Genomic DNA, 23,510 nt, shown 5'->3' on the forward strand with positions numbered 1-23,510 from the left:
TCCCGCGCCCGGAGGTCACCCGGCCTTGCGCACCGACGCCTCTCCTCGGTCCGACTGCACCAGCACCGTCCGCTTGCTCGCCGCGTCGCTCGGTGGCGAGCCGCTGATGCCCTGCCCGTCGATCCGGTAGGTCTCCGGACCGGCGGGCAGGGTCACGGTGGCCGAGCCCCCGGTGGACTTCGCTTCGATCCGTTCCGGAGGGACGGCGAAGGACAGCGACACGGTTCCGTCCGCCACCGCCACCGCGGACACGCGCGGGGAGCGGCCGCCCGTGACCGTGATCCCGCCGCCCTCGGCGTCGATCGCGAGAACGCCGCTCGGCTGGTCGAGATCGAGCACGCCGTCCGCGCGCAAGGTGGCGGTGATGTTCCCGGCGAGGCCGACGCCCCGCACGTGCCCACCGGAGCTCTTCAGGTCGATCGCCACGCCCGGCGGCACGTGCACGGTGTGGCTGCCCGCGCAGTAGACCGACCCGCCGCCGCATTCCACCCACAGCTTCAGCACCGTGCCGTCGAGCCCCATCGAGGACCCGTTGCGCCCGGCGTCCTCGCTCAACGTCCGATCGACGCCGATCTTCCCCGGCGCCCCGTTGTCGATCGTCACCGTGCTCTCGCGCGCGTCGATCGTCAACGTGGGGCCGGAAAAGGCGAAGCTCTGCGAATCCGCGACGCTCTTTCCCTGACCGCACGCGCTCAGTGCCGCGGCGAGGCACACCACGCTCAGCGCACTCATCACAATTCTTTGGAACGACACCGAATTCTTTCTCCGGAGGGGACAGCGAACATCACCCAGCATGCTCGACCGGGCACGCGGTGACATCTGCCGTTCGGCAGAGATCGCACCGCCGGTTCAGCCGGAAAGCCGCCTGCCGCGATTCCCCGGCTGCTCGGGCACGGGCAGCGAGCCACGCACCCCCCACCCCGTGCGCACCGGCCCGGTGCACAACGTTCCCCCCAGCGTCTCGAACCGGTCGCGCAACCCGGCGAGGCCCGTACCGCCGCCCGTGCGCGCGAGCTTCGGCCCCCGCCCGCCGCCGTCGTCGACGACCGACAGCTCCAGCGCTGGCCCGTCGGCGAACGCCACGCTGACCGCCACCTTCGTCGCCGCGGGGGCGTGCCTGCGCACGTTCGTCAGCGCCTCCAGCACGAGCGTGTACGCCGTCGCGTCGGCCTCCCTGTCGAGCCTGCCGGGCGCGGCCTCGTCCATGGCGAACTCCACGCGGGCCGCCGCGTTGGCGGCGAACCGGTCGACCAGCTCGGGCAGATCGCCGACGCCGTACAGCCGGGCGGGACGCGCGTCCTGGGCGGAGGCGGGGTCCCGGAGCGCCTGGAGCGTGCGGTCCATCGACTCCAGCGCACGGAGACCCGCTTCTTCCACGCGTGCGAACAACGCGCGCGCTTCCCGTTCGTCGTACTGCGCGAACTGGGCGGCCTGCACCTCGACCACGATCCCGGTGACCTCGTGGGCGACGAAGTCGTGGAGATCGCGGGCGACCTCGAGCCGTTGCTCGCGGCGCGCGTCCGAGACGGCGTTGACCCTTCGCGCGTCGAGCGAGCGAAGGTAGGCGCCTACCCCGATCGCGTAGGCGAGCGGGAACACGACCAGCGCCAGCAGGATCACCGAGTCGTCCCACTCGACCGACGGGTTGCGCGCGGTGAACCGCAGCGGGAGCGCGAGCGCGGTGAGCCCGGCCAGCGTCGCGACGGCGACCACCCGGTTCGAGGGCACCACCCTGATCACCCTGCCGAGCAGGACCAGCAGCGCGGCCAGTTCGAACGGCAGCCACAGCACGGCCATCGTCGGCGTGTCGACGTAGCACGTGTCCACCAGCAAGGACACCGCCGAGCAGGCGGCAACCGCGGCCGGGAAGCCGACCCGCCCCGACGGCCAGCGCCAGATCGCGACGCACACGGCGACCAGCGCGGACACCGCGGCGGGCACGACACCGGCGGGCCCGACCGACGCGGGGCCGAGGAAGAACACCGCGGCCACGGTGCACCACAGCCCGCGCCTGCGCCAGAAGCGCGGGCGGGCCGCCGCACCCCGTCTATCCACTTAGGACGCCTGACTGCGCGCGTAGCCCATTTCGTAGGCCCACACGGCGATCCCGACGCGGTTGCGCACGCCCAGCTTGCGCTGGATCGCCGCGACGTGCGTCTTGACCGTGCCGGCCGAGATGAACAGCTCGGCGCCGATGTCGGCGTTCGTCCGGCCCTGCGCCACCTTGCCCGAGATCTCGATCTCGCGTTCGGTCAACGGCTCGGCGGGCGTCCGCGGACTCGGCTTCGCGTCGGTCACGTGCCGCAGCAGGCGCACCGTGATCGACGGGCTGATCAGGCTGTCGCCGTTCATCGCCGCGCGCACCGCCTCGACCAGCAGCGGCGGACCGGACCGCTTCAGCAGGAAGCCCGAGGCACCGTTCCGCAAGGCAGGGTAGACATATTCGTCGAGATCGAACGTGGTCACCACGACCACCCTGACCGGCGTGACCGCGTCGGGCCCGGCCAGCTTCCTGGTGACCTCGAGCCCGTCCAGCCTCGGCATGCGGATGTCCATCAACGCCACGTCGGGCCGGTACCGCTCGGCGAGCTCCAGCGCCGTCACCCCGTCCGCCGCCTCGCACACCACTTCCATGTCCGGCTGGCTTTCCAGCACCCGGCGCATTCCCCGCCGCACCATTTCCTGGTCGTCCGCGACCAGCAACCGAATAGTCACGAAACGTGAGTGTTCCACACCTCGCGCGGCCTCGGCACCGTCGTACCGGCGGTTTCGACCGGCGCCGCGGGTTCGTGGCTCTGCGCCAGCGCGCGTCCCAGCGGCGTCAGCTCGTGCAACGCCATCGTCCGCTGACGGGTGGTCGTGATGAGCCCGGAACGCCGCAGCACGGCGGCGTGCTTGCTCGCCCCCGCCACCGAGATGCCGAGCCGTTCGGCGAGCATCCCGGTGCTGCAGCCGGTTTTCAGCGCGTGCAAGGCGGCCGCCCTGGTGTGCCCGACCAGATCGCCGAGTGCCTGGTCGTCCGGTTCCCGCGACTCCCAGAGCTCCGCCTTCATCGCCGCGTCGATCGGGAACGCGAGCCCCCGCTGCCCCTGTTCGCCCACCCCGTCCACCACCAGGCACGAGCGGTCGTGCAGGAAGAAGGACGGGCTCAGCAGGAGACCCCGCCCGCCGAGGTGGACGTCGATGTCCGGACCGTGGTGCAGTTCGAGCACCGGCGGGTTCCAGTGCAGCCTCGGGTGCAGCGAGCCGAACAAGCTCTCGAGGCCGTTGGCGATCACGATCCGGCCCCTCGCGTCGCGAACCTGTTCCAGGTGCGTGTGGATCCTGCCCCAGTACGGCAGCACGACCGTCCGGCAGAACTCCGCGATCGCCGCGGCCCCGCGACCGGCGAACGGCGCGTCGCCGCGCTCCGGCCCGCCGGGACCGACCAGCCGGAGCAGCGAGGGCAGCGGCCCGTGCTCGCGGAGCACCCATTCGAACCGCGCCGCCGCGCCGAGTTCGGCGCGCACGCGCTTCGCCCACGGGCGCAGTGCCACGGTGTCGTCGCCGCCGAGCAGGTTCAGCGCGAACACGCTTTCGGTGAGGGGACCGAGGTCCGAAACCATCCGCAGTCTCGCGAGATCCTCGACCGTGAAGTGGATGCGCAACATCAGTAGCCCCCTCCTGAGCGCGAGGGGCCGCGCACTACCTCACCCCAGTGGTGCCGCAGGCCCCCGACACTTCCTCGTGTCCTCCTCGCGAGTTTCCCGGCGAACCGTGATCTTCCTCCACCGGATTGACTCTCGGGTGAAATTGGGGCGCCGCTCGAAAGGCGCACTCGTCCGGCGCTGGTTCAGACCGGCACCGACTGCCTCGACCCGAGCGCGCCCGCGACCGCGCCGTTCTGCATCAGCGCGACACCCAGCGAGGTCAACGTGTGCAGCGCGGTGTTGCGGTTCCTGGTCGTCGTCACCAGCCCGGCCTTGCGCAGCACGGTCGCGTGCTTGCTCGCGCCCGCGAGCGAAATTCCCAGCCGCTGCGACAACGCCCCCGTGGTGCAGCTCTCGGTCAGCGCGAACAGCGCGGCCGCGCGGGTCGCGCCCACCAGCGCACCGAGCACCTGCTCGTTCGGCTCGCTCTCGCCGCCGGGATCGGTGAGCGCCGCCAGGTCGACCTGCGCGGGAAAGGCGATCACCGGCATCCCGGACTCCTTTTCGGCGCGGAGCACGACCGGGCCGGTGCCGGACAGGAACGCGGACGGGCACAACAGCAAACCCTTGCCGTCGAGGCGGATCTCCCCGTCCGGCTCGTCGGGCAGTTCGAGCGCGGGCGCGTTCCACCGCACGCGGGGATGCAGAGCGCCGAGCACCGCTTCGACACCACCGCTGATCGCGAGCCGCCCGCGCGTTTCGCGATCGGTCTCCAGCTGTCCGTGCAATCGGCTCCAGTGGGGCAGCACGGCGACCCGGCAGAACGCGAGCACCGTGTTCAGCTGTTTCGACGGCGAGGCGTCACGTCGTCTTTCGAGCAGCCAGAGCAGATCGGGCACCGGACGGCCGTCCCTGATCAGCTGGTGCACCTCCGCCAGCCGGTCCCCCAGCCTGGCGCCGGTCCGCCGTCGCCATCCTTCGAGCGCCGGTCCGCCGCGTCTGCCGAAGGCGTCCAAGGCGAAAACGCTTTCCGCGACCGGCCCCAGACCCGGCGTCATCCTCAGGCGTACGAAGTCTTCGAGCGTGAACACCACGCGCAGCACTAGACCCCCCTTTGCAGTCAATTGGCGACCGGCCACCTTTCGAAATGGCGAACCGATCAGCCGACCGACGGGCGGTCCGGCCCTGCGTGACGGGAATCGAGTCCCCCGCGCTTGCACCTCCCCAGGCTCCAGCAACGTTCCGCCGTTGGAACCACCCTCACCCGAAAGTTAACACAACACAGAAGTTATTACTAGGTGTAATAGGCCATCTGGATCACATCCAAGCTCTTCATTCCATCGAGCGACGTGGCACCGACTCGACAACAGAACGTGATAGTTCCCTGTCCGCTGCGTTATCGGCGCGAGATCCGCGTTCGCCCGCCCGGGGTGTCGCCGTTGTCCGGAACGTCCCGCGCGGCCGAGGACCACCTGCCGCACGGGCCCGAGCACCGGAACCAGCCCGCACGGCCGCTGGAGCAGGGCATTCACCGGATCCCGCGCTCGCGGCGCCGGGTCACGCGACCGGTTGGGCTGATCGTGGTACCACGATCAGCCCAACCGGTCGCGTGAACTGCGAAAACGGGGCTTCGCCGCCGTGAATAGGCATTGCGGAAACCTATTCCCGCATTATTCCCGAACAGCTCGCGCGGCCGCGGTGTTCACCGCTACCGCGAAAACGAAGCAAACCATCGTATCGGAGAGTTCCGGTGCCTGCCTAATGGGTCCGGCCCGCCCGGCACGCCCCTGGCGGAAACTCTGGCCGAACGGCCGAGGCGGCGCGGGCGCGCGGACAATACAGTCGCCGTCGTACCAGGCCCCTCAATTCGTCCAGGAGTAGTTCGCATGTCGCGTGTCGCAACGGGATCGCTGATGGCGGTCGTCGGCCTGCTCGGCCTCGGCAGCTGTGCCGAACTCGGCGTCCCCGCCGAGTCCTTCGCCGACGACACCGCGATCACCACCAAGATCACCAGCATCCGCCTCGACTCCGGCGCGGGGAGCGTCCGCGTCCACCGCGGCACCGCCACGAGCGTGCACCGCGAAGTGCACTACAGCGGCAACCGGCCCGGCGGGACGAGCCGGGTCGACGGCGAGCAGCTGGTGCTCGAAGCGTGCCGCGTGCGCCACTGCGAGGCCGACTACGACGTGATCGTCCCGGACCGGGTCAAGGTGGTGGGGCAGACGGAATCCGGCGCGGTGACCGTCGACGCGGGGGTCGCCGGTGACGTCGACGTCACCGCGGCGTCGGGCGCTTTGACGATCACCGACGTGCCGGGCCCGGTGGCGGCGCGCAGCGATTCGGGCAAGATCACGCTGGCCTCGATCGGCGGCGCGGTCACCGTGCAGACCGGCTCCGCCGCGGTCTCGCTCGACAAGGTGGCCGGCGCGGTGTCCGCGAAGGTCGACTCCGGTGGGGTCACCGGAGCCGGGATCGGCGGGGACTGCGATGTCCAGGTCGGTTCCGGCACGGTCGCGCTCAGCCTGCTGAACCCGCGTTCCGTGCGCGCGGTGACCGACAGCGGCGACATCGACCTGACCGTGCCGAACGCGGCCTACCAGGTCACGGCTGCGAACGACGGCGGGCCCGTCACGACCGGCGTGCCGAACACCACGGGCGCGCCGCGGAAACTGGACGCGCGGGCGGGCGCCGGCGGGATCAAGATCACCACGACCTGAGCCGCCGCGTCAGCGAAGCGGCGCGGACGCCCCCGATCCGTCGGGGGTTTCGGCCAGTGCCACCTCGACGTCGTAGTGGTGCAACCAGGCCACGTCGTCCACCATCGAGGACAACGCCCCGCCGTCCCGCTTCGGCCCTTCCCCCGTGAGCTTGAGCGTGCCGCTGCCCCGCGACCCGGTCTGCACGAGTGTCGTGTGTGGACGGCGAACCGCTTCGTAGCGCCCCAGCGCGGACGCCGCGGCGGTGCCGGTGAAGCCGTCCGCGGCGGCGTCCCCGACGCACCGGGCGAGCGCGACCGCGTCCTCGATCGCCTGGCTCGCGCCCTGCCCGTGGTGCGGCAGCATCGGATGGGCGGCGTCTCCGAGCAGCGTGACCCTGCCGCCGCCCCACGACTCCAGCGGTTCACGGTCGTACAGCGCCCATCGGCGGACCTCGCGCACTTCCGTGATCGCCGAGACCGCGGGCGGCCACCCGTCGAGCGCCGCCGCGAGATCCGCCGGATCCCCCGCGGCGCTCCAGGATTCGCGATCCCAGCTCTCGTCGGGGACGATCACCACGAACGTGGTCAGGTCCCCGCCCCGCACGGGGTAGCAGAGCAGCCGCGCCCTGCCGCCGACCCACATCGACATGACCTCGCCCGAAGCGCCGGAAAGCCTGCTGCTCTCGAGCACACCGCGGAACGCGCTCGTCCCCGAGAACACCGGGACGTCCGGACCCGCCACCGCGCGGCGGATCCGCGAGTGCACGCCGTCCGCCCCGACCAGGACGTCCGCCGTCGCCGTGGTGCCGTCGGCGAACCGCAGGGAGACCCCGTCGGCGTCCTCGGCGAAGTCCACGAGCTCGCGCCCGAGGTGCACGTTTTCCGACGGCACCTCGGCGGCCAGTATCCGGTGCAGGTCGACGCGGTGGACGGTGTGGTATGGCGCGCCGAACTTCTCGGTCCACTCGTCCCCCATCGGCTGGCGCACCAGCACGCGTCCGTCGCCCGCGTGCCGCACCTCCATCGCCTCCGGGGTCGAGGCCACCGCGCGGATCCGGTCACCGAGTCCCCAGCGGTACAGCAGCCTGCTGCCGTTCGGGCCCAGGTGCAGCCCGACTCCGACCTCCCGCAGCGCGGGCGCCTGTTCGTAGACCTCGACCGCGCATCCGGCGCGCACCAGCGCCGCGGCGGCGGCCAGCCCGCCGATACCCGCGCCGACGATCGCGACCCGTGCCCTCGTCACCACAGTCCGTCCCTCCCGGTCCGCTCATCATCAGAACGCCCCGGGCCGAGTGGCCCGGGGCGCTTCGAGCACGGTCAGCGATCCGCCGGGAAGGGGAACGAGTCGAACTGCTCGTCCAGCTGGTCCGGCGTGTACCGGAGCCAACGGCGCTTCATGTCGCGGACCAGCTTGCGGTCCAGCGGCGGGTTGTGGGTGTCGTTGACCGGCTTCGCCGCGGACTGGACGGCCCACGCGAGGCCGAGGAGCTTGTCGACGTAGGCCCATTTCGCGGGTTCGATGCCGTAGAAGATGTTGGGCCGCAACAGGGAGTGCCACTCGTGCCAGGCCTTGGTCGGCTCGCCGCCGGGGTCGTTCATCATGTGCACCTTGGATCCGACCGGCATCCGCGGGTCCCAGAGCGTGCCCTCCCCGCAGTACACGAACGCGTCGGCGAGCCCGGCCGGGTTGTCGTGGTAGTACCGGTCGTAAATCGCCAGCTGCTGCTCGGAAAGGTAGACGAACGCGTCCTTCGCCGGCCGGAACCGCTCGACGAACGCCTGCGGATAGCTGCCGTTCTTCCGGTATTCCTGGTAGTCCTCGAGAAACGTGCCGAGCGTTCCGGCGTTCGGGTCCTTCGTCAAGCTCTTGATCGCGGTGTAGGCGGCCTTCACCTGGTCGTTCCGTCCATAGTAGAAGGTCTGCTCGTAGTCCCACCACATCTCGTTCGCCCGCCGGTCGCCGGACATGCCCGGCACCGGCGGGAAATCGTCGCACGCGCCGCCGGCGTCAGCGGCGTTCGCTAACGGTGCCGCGGCCACCGCGACCCCGGTCGCGGCGGCCGCGGCGAGCGTGTTGGTCAGGAACCTGCGTCGATGCAATTCAGCTGACACGGAGTTTTCTCCTTAGGGAAATCGGGTGAACGCGCACGCAGTCGCCCGGCGCGAATCGTATTCGGACGCGTGCCATTCCCCTCCGGCACACGTTCACCTTCTTGGCTCCGCCGCGCCGCGTCCACGTGTTTGACCGGAGAGCGAAGTCCATGGTCCGGCTCAGTCCGGTTCGACCGGCCTGACCGTGGGGAAGCGGAGCAGGCTCGGGCTCAGCGACGCTCCGATCGCGACGCAGGCCAACGCACCGGCGCACAGCAGGACACCCGACGACCCGTCACCGGCGGCACCGACGACCAGCGCGCCCGCGAGCGGCCCCACCGCGCTGGCCGCACCGGCGCAGAACCCGACCACGCCGCTGACCCGCCCGCGCAGGCCGTCGGGAGTGACCACGAGCTGGTACGTGGTGACGGTCGTGATCATCACCGGCAGGAAGAACACGAGCGCGCCGAACACCAAGCCGAGCGGGACACCGCTCGGCACGAACGCCATCACCAGCGTCAACGCGGCCGCGACCCACGAAAACCCGATGATGATCACCACCGAAGGCAGGGCGGCGTGCAGCTTCGCCGCGGCCGCGGCACCCAGCACACCGCCCGCGCCGAAGCACGCCATCATGACGCCGATGCCGCCCGGCGCGATGTCGTCCTCCCCGGAGCGCACCAGAATGATGATCACCAGCCCGCTGAACACGATCTGCGAGCACATCAGCCACACCAGGGTGGTTCTGAGCACCCGCTGCCCGAGCAGCCAGCGGAACCCGTCCAGCAGATCCCGGTGCGCGCGCCGGGGCCCCGCCGCCGGGTCGCGCTCGGCCCGTCTTCGGGGCAGGCGCAGGAAGAGCAGCGCCGTGCACGAGATCGCGAGCATCGCCGCGTCCGCCAGGAACGGCACCGTGTGGTGCACGGTGAACAGGAATCCGGCGATCGCCGGGCCGAACAGGGTCGCGAGATACGGTCTCGCGGTGTTGCGCGCCACCGCGCGCGGCAACTGCTCGGCGGCGACCAGGTGCGGCAACGTCGCCTGCTCGGTCGGTTCGAACACCGCGCCGCACAACCCGTCCACGACCGCGACCGCCAGCACCACCGCGAACGAGTAGCCGCCGAACACCAGCGTGGCACCGAGGCACGTCATCGCGACGGCCCGGACGCACTGGCAGGTCACCAGTACCTTGCCTCGGTGCCACCGGTCCGCGATCACCCCGGCAGGCACGTTGCCCGCCATGTGCGCTACCGCGACCACTGTGGACACCAGGCCCATCTGCAGCGCGGACCCCGACTGCGCCATGATGAGCAGCGGGAACCCGATGAGCGCTATCTCGTACCCGAGTTCGGAGACCAGCAGGCCGGTCCAGAGGATGTTGTAGTTCCGGTTCCGGTAGAGCGGCCGGGGCGCGGTGCGTTCGGTCACGGCGCTCTCCCGGTTCTCCGCGCGAGCCTGCCGATCACCTGGATCCCGTCGATCGGACCGGTGCCATCAGCCCGCGTGAACCGGCCCGTGTAGGTCATCCGCCCGCCGTCGAGTTCGCGCATGGTGAACCGCAGGCCGGGGAAGAAGGTCAGTGCCGAGTGCCGCTCGCCGTCGAGCGCGAGGAAGAAGTGGTCGTTCTCGGCCACGATCGTGAACTCCTCTTCGTTGTTCACGTACGTCCCCGCGCAGCCCGGCTCGCCCGGCACCGGGTCGGGGTCGTCCGGCAGGGTGGAGAACAGGTAGTTGGCGACGCCGACGCCGCGCTCGCGCAACGCGGTCACCAGGTCCTCCCAGAGCGCGATGCCGGTGTTCGCGTTCGTCGCGAGTGCGATCACGGTGCCGTCCGCGGGATCGAACCGGAGGTGGCACGAGGTGCCTTCGGCGTTGCCGTCGTGACCGCACCAGGTCGTGCCTTCCTCGTTGTAGAGCGTCCAGCCGAGCCCGCAGCCGTCGGCGATGCCGAACGGCCCGACTTCGAAGCGCGCCACCGCGTCACGGCGCGTTTCGGCAGCGAGATCGTCGCCGAGCAGCTTGCCGTCGAGCTGTGCGCGCGCGAAGACCAGCAGGTCGGCCGCGCTGAGCGCGAGCGCGCCGGTCGGTTCCTCCACCAGCGGCAAGGTCTGCGCCGCGACCGGCCGCACCCGCCCGAGGCCGAGCTGCACGTTGTGCCCATCGACCGCGGGCCGCGCGGATGGCGCTCCGACCACAAAGGACGGTTCTATCCCCAGTGGACGGAGCAGGACGGAGCCGACCGCTTCGGACCAGGTCATCCCGGTGATCGTCTCGACGAGATGACCCGCGAGCAGGTATCCGATGTTCGAGTACGAAAACACCGTGCCCGGCTCGTGCACGAGCGCACGGGCACCGCAGTGCTCGGCGATCCAGCGTTTGCGGCTGATTCCGTCGTCGGTCAGCTCGGGGACGTTCGAGGCGAGTCCGCCGCTGTGGCTGAGCACCTGCCTGAGCGTCACCGGGTGGCGCAGCTCGGGAAGGTACTCGGTGAGCGGCGCGTCCAGCTCGACATCGCCGTCGTCCACCAGCATCATCGCGAGCGTCGCCGTGAACGGTTTCGTCAACGATCCCAACGGAACCGCGGACGACTCGGTCATCGGCACCCCGGATCCGGCGGTCTCCTCCCCCGCGACGACCTCGATGGTGCGACCCGCGAGCCGCACCGCGAGCTGCGCGCCCGGCACCCGGTGCTCGGCGGTCAACTCGGTCAGCAGCTCCGAAAGGGTGTCCGTCGTCAGCTCGGTTTCGGGCGGCAACGCTCATTCCTCCGTGGTGAGGTGGGTGGTGAGGGTGGTCAGGGTGGTGGTGAGGTGGTGGTGGAGTGGTGTGGTGGTGGGATGTTGTGGGTGGTGGAGGGTGAGGGTGAGGTGGTGGTCGTGGTGGGTGGCGATGATTTCGAGGGTGTGGGTGCGGTGTTCGGTGGGGTGTTGGGGTTGGCCGGTGATCTGGTGGAAGTCGTGGTAGAGCGGATGATCGGTGTTGGTGGTGGTGTGGCCGTGGTAGTTGAACAACACTGGTGCGCGGGGGGTGCGCAGGCGGCCGTGTTCACGTAGCGGTAGGTAGCTGGCCCCGTTGCGGGGAAGTGTGCGTAGAGCGCGCCGCACGGTTTTCACGGTGGCAGCCAGGTTTTGGCCGCGGGTCAGGTGCAGGGGGTAGATACTGGTGAACCAGCCCACGGTGCGCGAAAGGTCCGCCGTTTCGGGTAGCAGTTCTTCTTCCCGGCCGTGGCCTTCCACCTCGACCAGCACCGAGTCCTGCCCGGCCCAGGTGGTGATGGCGTCGGTGACCACGGCCAGCAGCACGTCGTGCACCCGGGCCCGGAACACTCCCGGCGCCACCCGCATCACCAACTCGGTGTCCTCTTCGGACAACACCACCGTCGTCGCGACCTCGTCGCCCACCATTCCGGGTTCGGGGATCGGCAACCCCGGTGCGGTATCGGGCAACGCATTCCAGTGGGAGAGGTCGTCATCGAGCCCGCCCGCCGCGGTGTGGTCATACAGGTGCCGGGACCAGGCTTGATACGACAAGGTTTTCCCACCCAGATCGACGGTTTTCCCGGCGTGGGTTTGCCGGTAGGCGGTGGTCAGGTCGTCGAGCAGGATCCGCCAGGACACCCCATCCACCACCAGGTGATGCACCGTCCACACCAGCCACGCACCCCGGCCAGGCCCCCGGTCCAGCCACACCATCCGCACCACCGGCCCCGAAGCCAAATCCAGACTCCCGTCCAGTTCGGCTGTAATGGCCCGGACTGTGTCCTCCCAGACTTCTTCGTCTACTGTGGACAGGTCACGGTGGTCGAACAGGGAATGGGGTTCGTCGGTGGCGTTGTGCTGGACCCAGCCGGTGTCGGTGTGGTGCAGGCGCATCCGTAACGCGTCGTGATGGTCCACCACACCGGCCAGCGCAGCCGACATCGCCTCCGGGTCGGTGCCGGGGGCGAGTTCGATCACGGTGGTCTGGGTGAACTGGTCCGGCACCCGCGGCCCCGCACCCAGATAATCCGACTGGACTGGTGACAACACCACCGGACCCGACACCCGACCCCGCTCCGTGCCGTCCGGGTTTGCCGGGGTGGTGTCGTGGCGGGCGACCACCGCCAGCTCGGCGATCGTCTGGTGCAGGAACAATTCCTTCGACGTGAACACCACACCCACACGCCGCGCCTCGAACACCACCTGCATACTCAAAATCGAATCCCCACCCAACCCAAAAAAGTTGTCCTCCACACCCACCCGCTCCACACCCAGCACACCAGCCCACACCCCCGCCAATCGCTCTTCGACCTCGGACCGCGGCTCCACGAACCTCGCCTCCGAGACCGTGATCTCCGGAACCGGTAACGACTTCCGATCCAAAGTCCCACTCGTAGTCATCGGGAGTTGATCGAGCACGGTCAGGGTGGACGGGACCGCATACCCAGGCAGTCGTTCGGCGAGGAAGGCTCGAACATCGTTGGTGTCTATTGTGGACTTTGGTGTGGGGATGAGGTATCCGGCGAGGCGGGTGGTGCCGCTCTGGTCCTGGTGTGTGGTCGCGGCGGCCTCGGTGATGTGGGGGTGTTGGGTGAGGATGGTTTCGATGTGGCCGAGTTCGATCCGGTAGCCGCGGATTTTGACCTGATCATCCGTCCGCCCCAGGTATTCGAGTACCCCGTCGGGTAGGCGCCGCACCAAATCCCCAGTCCGATACATCCGTCCCCCAGCCGCGGCCGCCACGAACCGGGACGCGGTCAGTGCGGGTTGACCGTGATACCCGCGCGCCAGCTGCACCGTGGCCAGATACAGCTCGCCCGCGACGCCGACCGGAACTGGCCGCAGCCACCGGTCCAGAATGTGGGCTTCGGTATTCGCCAGCGGCGTGCCCAACGGCACGAAAGCACCACCACCAACACCGACGCCTTGGCGAACGTCATGCAGGGTGGAGTCCACAGTGGTCTCCGTCGCCCCATAGGCGTTGACGATGCGGGTGTTCCCGGCGTGGTCGAGGAGGAGTTGGCAGTCGTCGGGGCGCCAGCCTTCGGATCCGACGGCGAGGATTGTGAGGCCGAGTTCTCGGTTGGTGGTGGTGAGTTCGCGGGCCAGGGCGGTGGCGATAGCGGGCACGGTCACCATGAACGACGCGTCGGTGTCCTCGATGAGGTCGAGCAAGGCGGGTGGGGTGGTGATGGTCTCCGGTGGGCAGATCACCATCGTGCCGCCATACAGGATCGACATCACCACATCAGCGAAAAACAGGTCCACCGACATACTCGACACCGACACACACACCGGCGCCAGCCCCGCGAGGTCGTAGTAGCGGTCCCAAGCGGCCATCATGTGCCGTAACTGGGCATGCTCGACCACCACCCCCTTCGGCCGCCCCGTCGACCCCGACGTATACGCCACATACACCACATCCCGCGACGACACCGACACCACCGGCGGTGTCCCCGACAACCCATCCCACAAGCCACCGTCACGGTCCAGGCACACCACCTCCACACCCGCCCCAGCGACCCGGTCCGCGACCTCCACAGTGGACAGAATCAATGCCACCCCGGCATCGGTGGCCATGAACTCCACCGACTCCACCGGATACTCCGGATCCAGCGACACAAACCCCGCACCCGACTTCACCACCCCCACCAACGCCACCACCGCCGCCACCCCCCGCGGCACACACACCCCCACCAGCACACCAGCACCCACACCCCGACCCACCAACCACCGCGCCAAACGATTCGACTCCACCTCCAACCCACCACACGACAACACCCCACCACCCGCAACCACCGCGGGACGATCAGCATCCGCGGCAGCCTGCGCGGTGAACAACGAACCGACCGGGCTGTGGGTGTGCCCGGCGAACCCGGCACCGGTGTCGTTCCACCGCACCAGATCCCGGCGGTCGGTGGCGGTGAGCATCGGCAGGTCGGCGACCCGGGTGCCTGGGGTGGCACCGGCGATTCCTTGGAGAAGGGTGGTCAGGTGGCCGGTCATGCGGTGGATAGTTTCTGCCGCATACAGGTCGGTGTTGTAGCTGATCGCGGCGGTGAGGTCGCCGTGCTGGTGGGCGAAGTCGAAGCTGAGGTCGTGGGTGACCTGGTCACCGGCCAGGTCCAGTTCGGACACCTCGATGCCGGGGATGGTCAGGTCGGGGGTGGGGGTGTTGTCGAGGCTGATCATGACATCGACCAGGGGGTTGCGGCTGGTGTCGCGTTCCGGGCGCAGCACGTCCACCAGCCGTTCGAACGGGACATCGTCGTGCGCGAACGCCTCCACCACCATCTCCCGCACAGTGTCGAGCCAGTCGGTGATAGTGGCGTGTTCGTCGACCTGGGTACGCAGCACCACGGTGTTGACGAAGAACCCGACCACTTCGTCCACTGCCAGGCCGCCACCGCGTCCGGAACTGGTCGTGCCCACCGCGATATCGGTCTGACCGCTGTAGCGGGCCAGCAGCACCTGCACCGCCGCGGTCAGCACCACGAACACCGTCACCCCGTGTTCCCGGGCGACCCGCACCACTCCCGCCACCAACCCCGGATCCCACTCGACCCGGGCCACCGCGCCCGCCGACCCCCGCAGCAACGGCCGCGGACAATCGGTCGGCAACTCCACCGGCACCAACCCCGCCAACCGGGCACACCACCACCGCACCCCCACCTCCACATCCCGACCCCGCTGCCACACCACGAAATCCACATACCCCACCCCAGGAACCACACCATCAACCCGACCACCGCCCTCGACCGCGTCCTGGTACAGGGTGGTGAAATCCCGGGCCAGCACTCCCATCGACCACCCATCGGTGACGATGTGGTGCATCCCCAACCACAGCACCCACTCCCCCGACCCCAACTCGAACACCACCGGCCGCAGTACCGGACCCGACCCCAGATCGAACGGCACCCCCAACTCCGCCCCGACCCGCTCCCGCATCACCATCTCGGGATCGTCCATCATGGACAGATCCACCACCGGCACCCGCACCGAGCCCGGCGGGTCGATCCGCTGCACACCCCGCCCCGCCACCGTCGCATACCGCGACCGCAACACCTCATGCCGCGCCACCAACCCCGACACCACCACCCCCACCACACCCACATCCACCGCACCCCGCAACCGCAACCCCAACCCCGTGTTGTACTCCACCCCACCCGGATCAAAATCCTGCAAAAACCACAACCGCTGCTGCCCGAACGACAACGGCACCCACCCCACCCGCGACACCCCACCAACCCCACCAACCCCACCAACCCGATCGACCCGATCGGCCCGATCGGTGTCCCGCTCCGCCAACACCGCCTCCACCACCACCGCCAACTCCCCCACCGTCGGCGCATCGAACACCACCCGCGGCGACACCACCACCCCCAACACCGACCGCACCCCCGACATCACCCGAATCCCCAAAATCGAATCCCCACCCAACCCAAAAAAGTTGTCCTCCACACCCACCCGCTCCACACCCAACACACCAGCCCACACCCCCGCCAACAACTCCTCCACCACAGACCGCGGCCCCACAAACCCCGCCTCGACCGCCCGGAAACCAGGCTCCGGCAACGCTTTCCGATCCAAAGTCCCACTCGCGGTCATCGGGAGTTCGTCGAGCACGGTCAGCGTGGAGGGGATCGCGTAGCCCGGCAGTCGCTCGGCAAGGAACGTCCGAACCTCGGTGGTGTCTATTGTGGACTTTTCTGTTGGGATGAGGTATCCGGCGAGGCGGGTGGTGCCGGTGTGGTCCTGGTGTGTGGTGGCGGCTGCTTCGACCACACAGGGGTGTTGGGTGAGGATGGTTTCGATGTGGCCGAGTTCGATCCGGTAACCGCGGATCTTGACCTGATCATCCGTCCGCCCCAAGTATTCGAGCGTGCCGTCGGGTAGGCGCCGCACCAAATCCCCAGTCCGATACATCCGTCCCCCAGCCGCGGCCGCCACGAACCGGGACGCGGTCAACCCCGGTTGGCCGTGATACCCGCGCGCCAACTGCACCGTCGCCAGATACAGCTCGCCCGCGACGCCGACCGGAACCGGCCGCAGAAACCGGTCCAGAACGTGGGCTTCGGTATTCGCCAGCGGCGTACCCAACGGCACGAAAGCACCACCACCAACACCGACGCCTTGGCGAACGTCATGCAGGGTGGAGTCCACAGTGGTCTCCGTCGCCCCATAGGCGTTGACGATCCGGGTGTTCCCGGCGTGGTCGAGGAGGAGTTGGCAGTCGTCGGGGCGCCAGCCTTCGGATCCGACGGCGAGGATTGTGAGGCCGAGGGTGCGGCCGGTGGTGGTGAGTTCGCGGGCCAGCGCGGTGGCGATAGCGGGCACGGTCACCATGAACGACGCGTCGGTGTCCTCGATGAGGTCGAGCAAGGCGGGTGGGGTGATGATGGTCTCCGGTGGGCAGATCACCATCGTGCCGCCATACAGGATCGACATCACCACATCAGCGAAAAACAGGTCCACCGACATACTCGACACCGACACACACACCGGCGCCAGCCCCGCGAGGTCGTAGTAGCGGTCCCAAGCGGCCATCATGTGCCGTAACTGGGCATGCTCGACCACCACCCCCTTCGGCCGCCCCGTCGACCCCGACGTATACGCCACATACACCACATCCCGCGACGACACCGACACCACCGGCGGTGTCCCCGACAACCCATCCCACAAGCCACCGTCACGGTCCAGGCACACCACCTCCACACCCGCCCCAGCGACCCGGTCCGCGACCTCCACAGTGGACAGAATCAATGCCACCCCGGCATCGGTGGCCATGAACTCCACCGACTCCACCGGATACTCCGGATCCAGCGACACAAACCCCGCACCCGACTTCACCACCCCCACCAACGCCACCACCGCCGCCACCCCCCGCGGCACACACACCCCCACCAGCACACCAGCACCCACACCCCGACCCACCAACCACCGCGCCAAACGATTCGACTCCACCTCCAACCCACCACACGACAACACCCCACCACCCGCGATCACCGCGGGACGATCAGCATCCGCGGCAGCCTGCGCGGTGAACAACCACCCCACCGGGCCGGATCCGGTCACGTCGGCGCGGGTGTCGTTCCACCGCGCCAGTGCCGCGTGTTCCGGTTCGGTGAGCATCGGCAGCGCACCGACCGAGGGCGTCCCGGCGACGATTCCGGTGATCAGCGTGCGCAGGTGACCGGCGATGCGGGAGACGGTGGACGCGTCGAACAGCTCGGGGTCGTAGCCGAGTTCGAACCGGAGCTCGGCTTCCAGTGCGGCGGCGAGCGTCAACGGGTAGTTCGTGTGCTCGTCACCGGTGAACTCGCGGACCGACAGGCCGTGCCGAGCCGCCGCGTCCTCGTCGTAGGGGAAGTTCTCGAAGACCACGATGCTGTCGAACAGGCCGGTGTCGCGCGGCACTTCGCTCCAGCCCTGGAGCTGCGCGAGCGAGACCGAGCCGTACTGGCGCGCTTCGGCCTGCGCCGCTTGCAGTCCGCGCAGCCATGACGGCACTTCGGCGTGGTCATCGACGATCGTCCTGACCGGCAGCGTGTTGATGAACAGGCCGATGATGTCGTCCGCACCGGGCAGGTCGACCGGCCTTCCCGAGACCGTCGACCCGAAGCACACGTCGTCCTCACCGGAGCAGCGCGCCAGCAGCAACGCCCACGCGCCTTGCACGATCGTGTTCACGGTGACCCGCTCGGCGCGGGCGAACTGCTCCAGCGCCCGGGTTTCCCCCGCGTCCAGTGCCCAGCGGAGCGCCTCGGACGAACGCGCCCCGTGGGTGCGCACCGGGCGCCGGTCGAACGGCAGCCCGGTCGGCGCCCGGATCCCGGAGACGACCTGTCGCCAGTACTTTTCCGCGGCTTCCTCGTCCTGCTCGGCGAGCCAGGCCACGTAGTCGCGGTAGGGCGGGCGCGGCTCCGCCTTCACCCCGCCCGGCGCCGCGTACTGCTCGAACACGTCCGACAGCACATGGGAAAAGCTCCAGCCGTCGAGCAGGAGATGGTGCGAGGACCAGAAAACCCGCACGCTCGTGTCGGTCAGCCTCGCGAAAGTCAGCCGCAGCAGGGGCGCGGCGCCGAGGTCGACCTCCGTTTCACCGCGCCGCTCCCAGCGCAGCGCGGTTTCCTCCCGCTGTTCGGTTTCGGTCAGCTTCCGCCAGTCGAGATGGGTCACGGGCAGCCGTGCCTCCCGGTACACCACCTGCACCGGCTCGGGCACGTCCTCCCAGACGACCGCGGTGCGCAGCACCGGGGTCCGGTCCGCGACGCGCTGCCACGCCTCCGCCAGCCGCTGGGGATCGTCCACCCCGTCCAGTACGACGCTGAAATGGCCGAGGTACACGTCGTCGCCGTCCGCGGCGAGCGAATGGAACAGCATGCCGTTCTGCATGGGCGTCAGCGGGTAGAGATCTTCCACCCGGCGCCCATCGCCCACGATCGCGTCGATCTCGTGCTGACCGAGCGGGGCGAGCGGGAAGTCCGAAGGCGTGCGCCCGCCGGCACCGGTCCGCGCGCAGTGCCGGACGATCTCGTGCAGGGCCTCGACGAACCGGGAGGCGAGGCCGTGCGCCGTCCGCTCGTGATGGATCGTGGCCGAGTAGGCCCATTCGAACTCGAGGACGCCGTCGCGGACCATCCCGCTGATCTCCAGCAGGTGGTCGCGCTCCTGCCCCGGTGCCCGCTCACGGCCCGGGTTCGGGCACCAGCCCCGGTACAGGCCGGACTCGTCGACCGCGTCGAACCGGCCGAGGTAGTTGAACGCCACCTGCGGCCGGGCGCCGGTACCGAGCCCGTTTTCGTTACCGGTGAGGTAGCGCAGCACCCCGTAACCGAGTCCGCCGCCGGGCACCGCCCGCAGGCTTTCCTTCACCGCCTTCAGCCACGCGCCCCAGTCGTCCCGGCCCGGCCCGGCCAGCGCGACCGGGAAATGGGTGGTGAACCAGCCGACCGTCTGCGAGAGGTCGACGTCGTCGAACAGGGCTTCGCGGCCGTGGCCTTCCAGCTCGACCGCGACCGCGTCCGATCCGGCCCACTCGCCCAGCACCCGCGCCAACGCGCTCAGCAGTACGTCGTTGACCCGGGTGCGGTAGACCGGCGGCACCTGGCGCAGGATCGCGTGCGTCGCGTCGCGGTCCAGCCGCACCGAAACCGTCCGCATCGACGCGACGGTGTTGGCGCCCGCCGCGTCGACGGGGAGAGCCCCGCACGATTCGACCGCGCGCTCCACCGCCTGCCAGTAGGCTGGCTCGTCGCCGTTTTCGAGGCGCACGGCGTGCTCGGTGAGCAGCTGGGCCCAGCGCCGGAACGAGGTCGTCTTCGCGCCGAGGTCGACCTCGGCGCCCCGGCGCAGCTGGTCGTAGGCGAGTTCCACGGCGGACAACAGCACGCGCCACGAAACGGCGTCGACCACCAAGTGGTGCGCGGTCAGGAACAGGCGTGGCGCCTGCCCCCCATCCGCGAACAGCAGCGCCCGTACCACCGGCCCGGTGTCCAACCGGAACTCCGCCTGCGCGGCGAGCACGGCCGCGGACACGGCGGCCTCCGCATCATCCACACCGGACAGATCGACGCGGTCGAATGCGGTGTCGCCCTCGCCTGCCGGTCCGACGCACTGACGCCACGCACCGTCGGACTCGGTGAACCGCGCGCGAAGCAGGTCGTGGTGGACGAGCGCCGTGTCCACCGCGCGGCGCAGCGCCCGTTCGTCCACATCGGAGGGCAGCTCGACGAAAACCGACTGGTTGACCAGCTCGCGGTCGGTGCGGAAGCGGTCGAAGAACCACCGCTGCACCGGGGTCAACGGCACCTCGCCGGTCGCGACGTCCGCCACCGGCGGTGTGGTGGTCACCTCCGCCGTCTCCGCCGCGAGCTCGGCGATCGTCTGGCTGCGGAACAACTGCTTCGAGGTGAGCGCGACCCCGGCGCCGCGGGCCCGCGCGACCACCTGAAGGCTCAGGATGGAGTCACCGCCGAGCGCGAAGAAGTTCGCGGTCACGCCGATCCGGTCGGCTCGGATGCCGAGCACCTCCGACCAGATCTCCACCAGCGTCGTCTCGAACGGTGTCCTCGGCGCGACGTACGGCTCCCCCGCCCCGTCGACGTAGTCGGGTGCGGGCAGCGCGCCCCGGTCCAGTTTCCCGCTGCCGCTGATCGGCAGCTCCGGCAGCGGGACGAAGACCGCGGGCACGAGATGCGCCGGCATCCGCGCGGACAGCGCGGCGCGGACCGAGGCGGGATCGAGATCCGTGGCGTGCTCCGCGACGACGTACGCCACGAGCTTGCGATCGCCAGGCCGGTCCTCGCGGGCGATGACGGCCGCCTGCGCGACGCCGGGGACGGCCGCGAGCGCCGCCTCGATCTCACCCGGCTCGACGCGATGACCGCGGATCTTCACCTGGTCGTCGGTGCGGCCAAGGTACTCCAGCACGCCACCGGGCAGGCGGCGGACGAGGTCACCGGTCCGGTACAGGGTCCGTCCCCACGCGAACGGGTCCGCGACGAACCGGCTCGCGGTGAGCCCCTGCCTGCCGTGGTAACCGCGGGCGACCTGGTCACCCCCGACGTACAGCTCGCCGGCGACGCCGTCCGGTACCGGGCGGAGGAAGGGATCCAGCACGGACGCGTGGCTGCCCGTCATCGCGCGGCCGATCGGGACGGCCCCTTCCGCGGACTCCTCACCCGGTGCGAGCCGGAACGCGACGCATCCGACGGTGGCCTCGGTCGGCCCGTACTCGTTCGTCACGGTGACACCGGGATGACGTGCCCGCCACTGCTGGAGCAGTTCCGCGGGCAGTGCTTCGCCGCCGATCACCAGGTCCCGCGACGGCGACCATTCGTCGGGGAGCGCGAGCAGGACCGGGAGGTGGCTCGGCGTGATCTTCGCGAACTCGGGTCGCCGCCACCCCGGCGGCGGCACGGGTTCCCGCGCGTCCAACCGTCCGATCAGGACAGTCCCGCCGATGGCCAGGGGGCCCAGCATCGAAGTGACCGTGAGGTCGACCGAAATCGACGAGTGCAGCAGCACCGAGCCCGCCAACCCCGGGTAGTCCCGCGCACAGCACGCGAGGTAGCCGGCGAGGTGCCGGTGCTCGACGAGGACGCCTTTGGGGTTTCCGGTGGAGCCGGAGGTGTAGATGGCGTAGGCGGTGTTGGCGGGGGTGACCGTGGTGGCAGGGGGTGTGGCGGGGCGGTGGTCGAGGTCGGGGCTGGTGGGGTCGAACAGCCAGCGCGCGGTGGGTAAGCGGTCGTGGTGCTCGGCAGTGGTGAGCACGATCGCGGCACCGGAGTCGCGGAGCATGTAGTCCAACCGCTCCGCCGGATAGCCGGGATCCAGCGGCAGATAGGCGGCACCCGCCTTGAGCACACCCAGGATCGCCACCACCAGATCCACCCCGCGATCCAGGCACACCCCCACCAGCACCTCCGGACCCGCACCCCACTCCACCAGCTGATGCGCCAACCGGTTCGCCCGCACCTCCAACTCCCCATACCCCACCACCCGATCACCACACACCACCGCCACCCCATCACCCGCACCCACCGCCACACCCGAAAACACCTCATGCACACACAAACCAGCCCACTCGTGCGCCGGTGGTGTTTTCCTCGCGACCGCGCGCCGGTACTCGTCGTTCAGCATCGGCACGCGGTGCAGCGGGCGATCCGGGTCCACCACGACGTTTTCGAGTAACCGGGAAAGGTGGTCCATCAGTCGTTCTATTGTGGACTGGTCGAAGAGCGCGGTGCTGTACTCGACGTTGCCGACGAGTTCCCCTTCCAGCTCCTCGAAATCCAGGCTCATGTCCAAACGGGACGCCGGGATCGGTGGGGGGATTTCTTGGGTGGTGAGGTTGTGGAGGTGGGGTGTGGTGGTGGGGGTGTTGTGGAGGTTGACCATGACCTGGGCCAGTGGTGGGCGGCTGGGGTCGCGGTCGGGGGCGATGGCTTCCACGATCTGCTGGAAGGGGGCGTCCTCGTTGGCGAAGGCGTCGAGCACGGTGGTGCGGACCCGGCCCAGCAGGGTGGTGAAGGTGTCGGTCTCGTCCACCTGGGTGCGCAGGACCAGGGTGTTGACGAACAACCCGACCAGGTTTTCCCATTCGGTGCGGTTGCGGCCCGAACTGACCGTCGCGACCGCGATATCGGATTGGCCGCTGTGCCGGGAGAACACCACCTGTGCCGCCGCGATGAGCACCATGAACACCGTCGCCCCACACGAACGCGCCAGCTCCCGCACCCGGCCGACCACCGGTGCCGGGAGCGTGAACACCCATGAGGCGCCCGCGGTCTCGCGCACCGCCGCCCGCGGCCGGTCGGTGGGCAGCACCAGCGGCGCCACCCCCGCCAACTGCTCCCGCCAATACCCCAGCTGCGCGTCCACCCCGCCCGAGGCCACCCGCTCGCGCTGCCACGCCGCGAAATCCACATAGTCCAGCCCCGGCCGCGCCAGCCCCGGCTCGGTCCCGGTCACCACCGCCGAATACCACGCCGCCAACTCCGCCATCACGATCGACATCGACCAGCCATCACAAATCACATGATGCAGACACACCACCAGCACATGCTCGGTCTCCGACTCCCGCACCAGCATCACCCGCACCAACCCGCCCCGCCGCAACTCGAACGGCCTCACCACCTCCCGCTCCACACACTCCTCCACCACCCGCTCCCGCTCGGGCTCGGGCACCGAGGACACATCCACCACCTCCACCCGCACCCGCCCCGGCGGATCCACCACCACCCCCGCACGCCCCCCGACCTCCACAAACCGCGACCGCAACGACTCATGCCTGCCCACCACCCCCGACACCGCCACCTCCAACGCCCCCACATCCACCACACCCCGCAACCGCACCACCCTCGGCGCGTTGTACTCCACCCCACCCCGCTCGAACTCCGCCAAAAACCACAACCGCTCCTGCCCAAACGACACCGGCAACACCCCACCCCGCGACACCCCCACCACACCACCACCATCCGCACCCAACCCACCCGACACACCCGCGAACCGCGCCAACACCAACTCCCGCACACCCGCAGGCAACGCCGCCAACCGATCCGCTTCGGTGGCCGGAGTGTCCATCGCGTCGTCTTCGTGTCGCTGGTTCAC

The 23,510-nt window shown here is 69.6% G+C and carries 11 protein-coding genes; 1 reads left to right on the top strand and 10 read right to left on the bottom strand.

The features are described 5' to 3' along the window. Positions 1–15: 15 nt before the first annotated feature. The 5 genes from HUW46_RS47520 to HUW46_RS47540 form a co-directional block, all read right to left on the bottom strand. Positions 16–732: a hypothetical protein gene (locus tag HUW46_RS47520; protein ID WP_215545174.1), complete on the bottom strand. Its 717-nt coding sequence runs from the start codon at positions 730–732 to the stop codon at positions 16–18. Between the two features lie 117 nt (positions 733–849). Beyond that, complete coding sequence (locus HUW46_RS47525) at positions 850–2,055, bottom strand: sensor histidine kinase (protein ID WP_215545175.1); 1,206 nt, start codon at positions 2,053–2,055, stop codon at positions 850–852. Then, the gene (locus HUW46_RS47530; protein ID WP_215545176.1) at positions 2,056–2,715 is read right to left on the bottom strand and encodes a response regulator; all 660 of its coding nucleotides are present in this window, start codon (positions 2,713–2,715) and stop codon (positions 2,056–2,058) included. It abuts the gene before it with no gap. Then, a complete protein-coding gene (locus tag HUW46_RS47535; protein WP_215545177.1) occupies positions 2,712–3,650 on the bottom strand; it encodes an ArsR/SmtB family transcription factor in 939 nt (312 codons plus the stop codon). The genes HUW46_RS47530 and HUW46_RS47535 overlap by 4 nt, the downstream gene beginning before the upstream one ends. Before the next feature lie 182 nt (positions 3,651–3,832). Further along, positions 3,833–4,732: an ArsR/SmtB family transcription factor gene (locus tag HUW46_RS47540; protein ID WP_215545178.1), complete on the bottom strand. Its 900-nt coding sequence runs from the start codon at positions 4,730–4,732 to the stop codon at positions 3,833–3,835. 783 nt (positions 4,733–5,515) lie between these two features. Between HUW46_RS47540 and HUW46_RS47545 the strand changes: the two genes are divergently transcribed. Next, a complete protein-coding gene (locus HUW46_RS47545) occupies positions 5,516–6,346 on the top strand; it encodes a DUF4097 family beta strand repeat-containing protein (protein ID WP_215545179.1) in 831 nt (276 codons plus the stop codon). 9 nt (positions 6,347–6,355) lie between these two features. On the opposite strand, the gene HUW46_RS47550 is transcribed toward HUW46_RS47545, so the two are convergent. The 5 genes from HUW46_RS47550 to HUW46_RS47570 all read right to left on the bottom strand — a co-directional run bounded on the left by HUW46_RS47550 (position 6,356) and on the right by HUW46_RS47570 (position 23,510). Then, positions 6,356–7,570: an FAD-dependent monooxygenase gene (locus HUW46_RS47550; RefSeq protein WP_215545180.1), complete on the bottom strand. Its 1,215-nt coding sequence runs from the start codon at positions 7,568–7,570 to the stop codon at positions 6,356–6,358. A 74-nt stretch (positions 7,571–7,644) separates the two neighbouring features. Then, a complete protein-coding gene (locus HUW46_RS47555; protein ID WP_215545181.1) occupies positions 7,645–8,439 on the bottom strand; it encodes a hypothetical protein in 795 nt (264 codons plus the stop codon). A 159-nt stretch (positions 8,440–8,598) separates the two neighbouring features. Then, the gene (locus tag HUW46_RS47560; protein WP_215545182.1) at positions 8,599–9,846 is read right to left on the bottom strand and encodes an MFS transporter; all 1,248 of its coding nucleotides are present in this window, start codon (positions 9,844–9,846) and stop codon (positions 8,599–8,601) included. Continuing rightward, a complete protein-coding gene (locus tag HUW46_RS47565; protein ID WP_215545183.1) occupies positions 9,843–11,174 on the bottom strand; it encodes a serine hydrolase domain-containing protein in 1,332 nt (443 codons plus the stop codon). Before HUW46_RS47565 ends, HUW46_RS47560 begins: the two co-directional genes overlap by 4 nt. A 3-nt stretch (positions 11,175–11,177) precedes the next feature. Continuing rightward, the gene (locus tag HUW46_RS47570; RefSeq protein ID WP_215545184.1) at positions 11,178–23,510 is read right to left on the bottom strand and encodes a non-ribosomal peptide synthetase; all 12,333 of its coding nucleotides are present in this window, start codon (positions 23,508–23,510) and stop codon (positions 11,178–11,180) included.

The sequence above is a fragment of the Amycolatopsis sp. CA-230715 genome (assembly GCF_018736145.1).
Classification (GTDB): domain Bacteria; phylum Actinomycetota; class Actinomycetes; order Mycobacteriales; family Pseudonocardiaceae; genus Amycolatopsis.

Excerpts from the sequence above, each read along its gene's own strand:
- HUW46_RS47520 (WP_215545174.1), bottom strand. The coding sequence starts at position 732 with ATGAGTGCGCTGAGCGTGGTGTGCCTCGCCGCGGCACTGAGCGCGTGC.
- HUW46_RS47535 (WP_215545177.1), bottom strand. The coding sequence starts at position 3,650 with ATGTTGCGCATCCACTTCACGGTCGAGGATCTCGCGAGACTGCGGATG.
- HUW46_RS47545 (WP_215545179.1), top strand. The coding sequence starts at position 5,516 with ATGTCGCGTGTCGCAACGGGATCGCTGATGGCGGTCGTCGGCCTGCTC.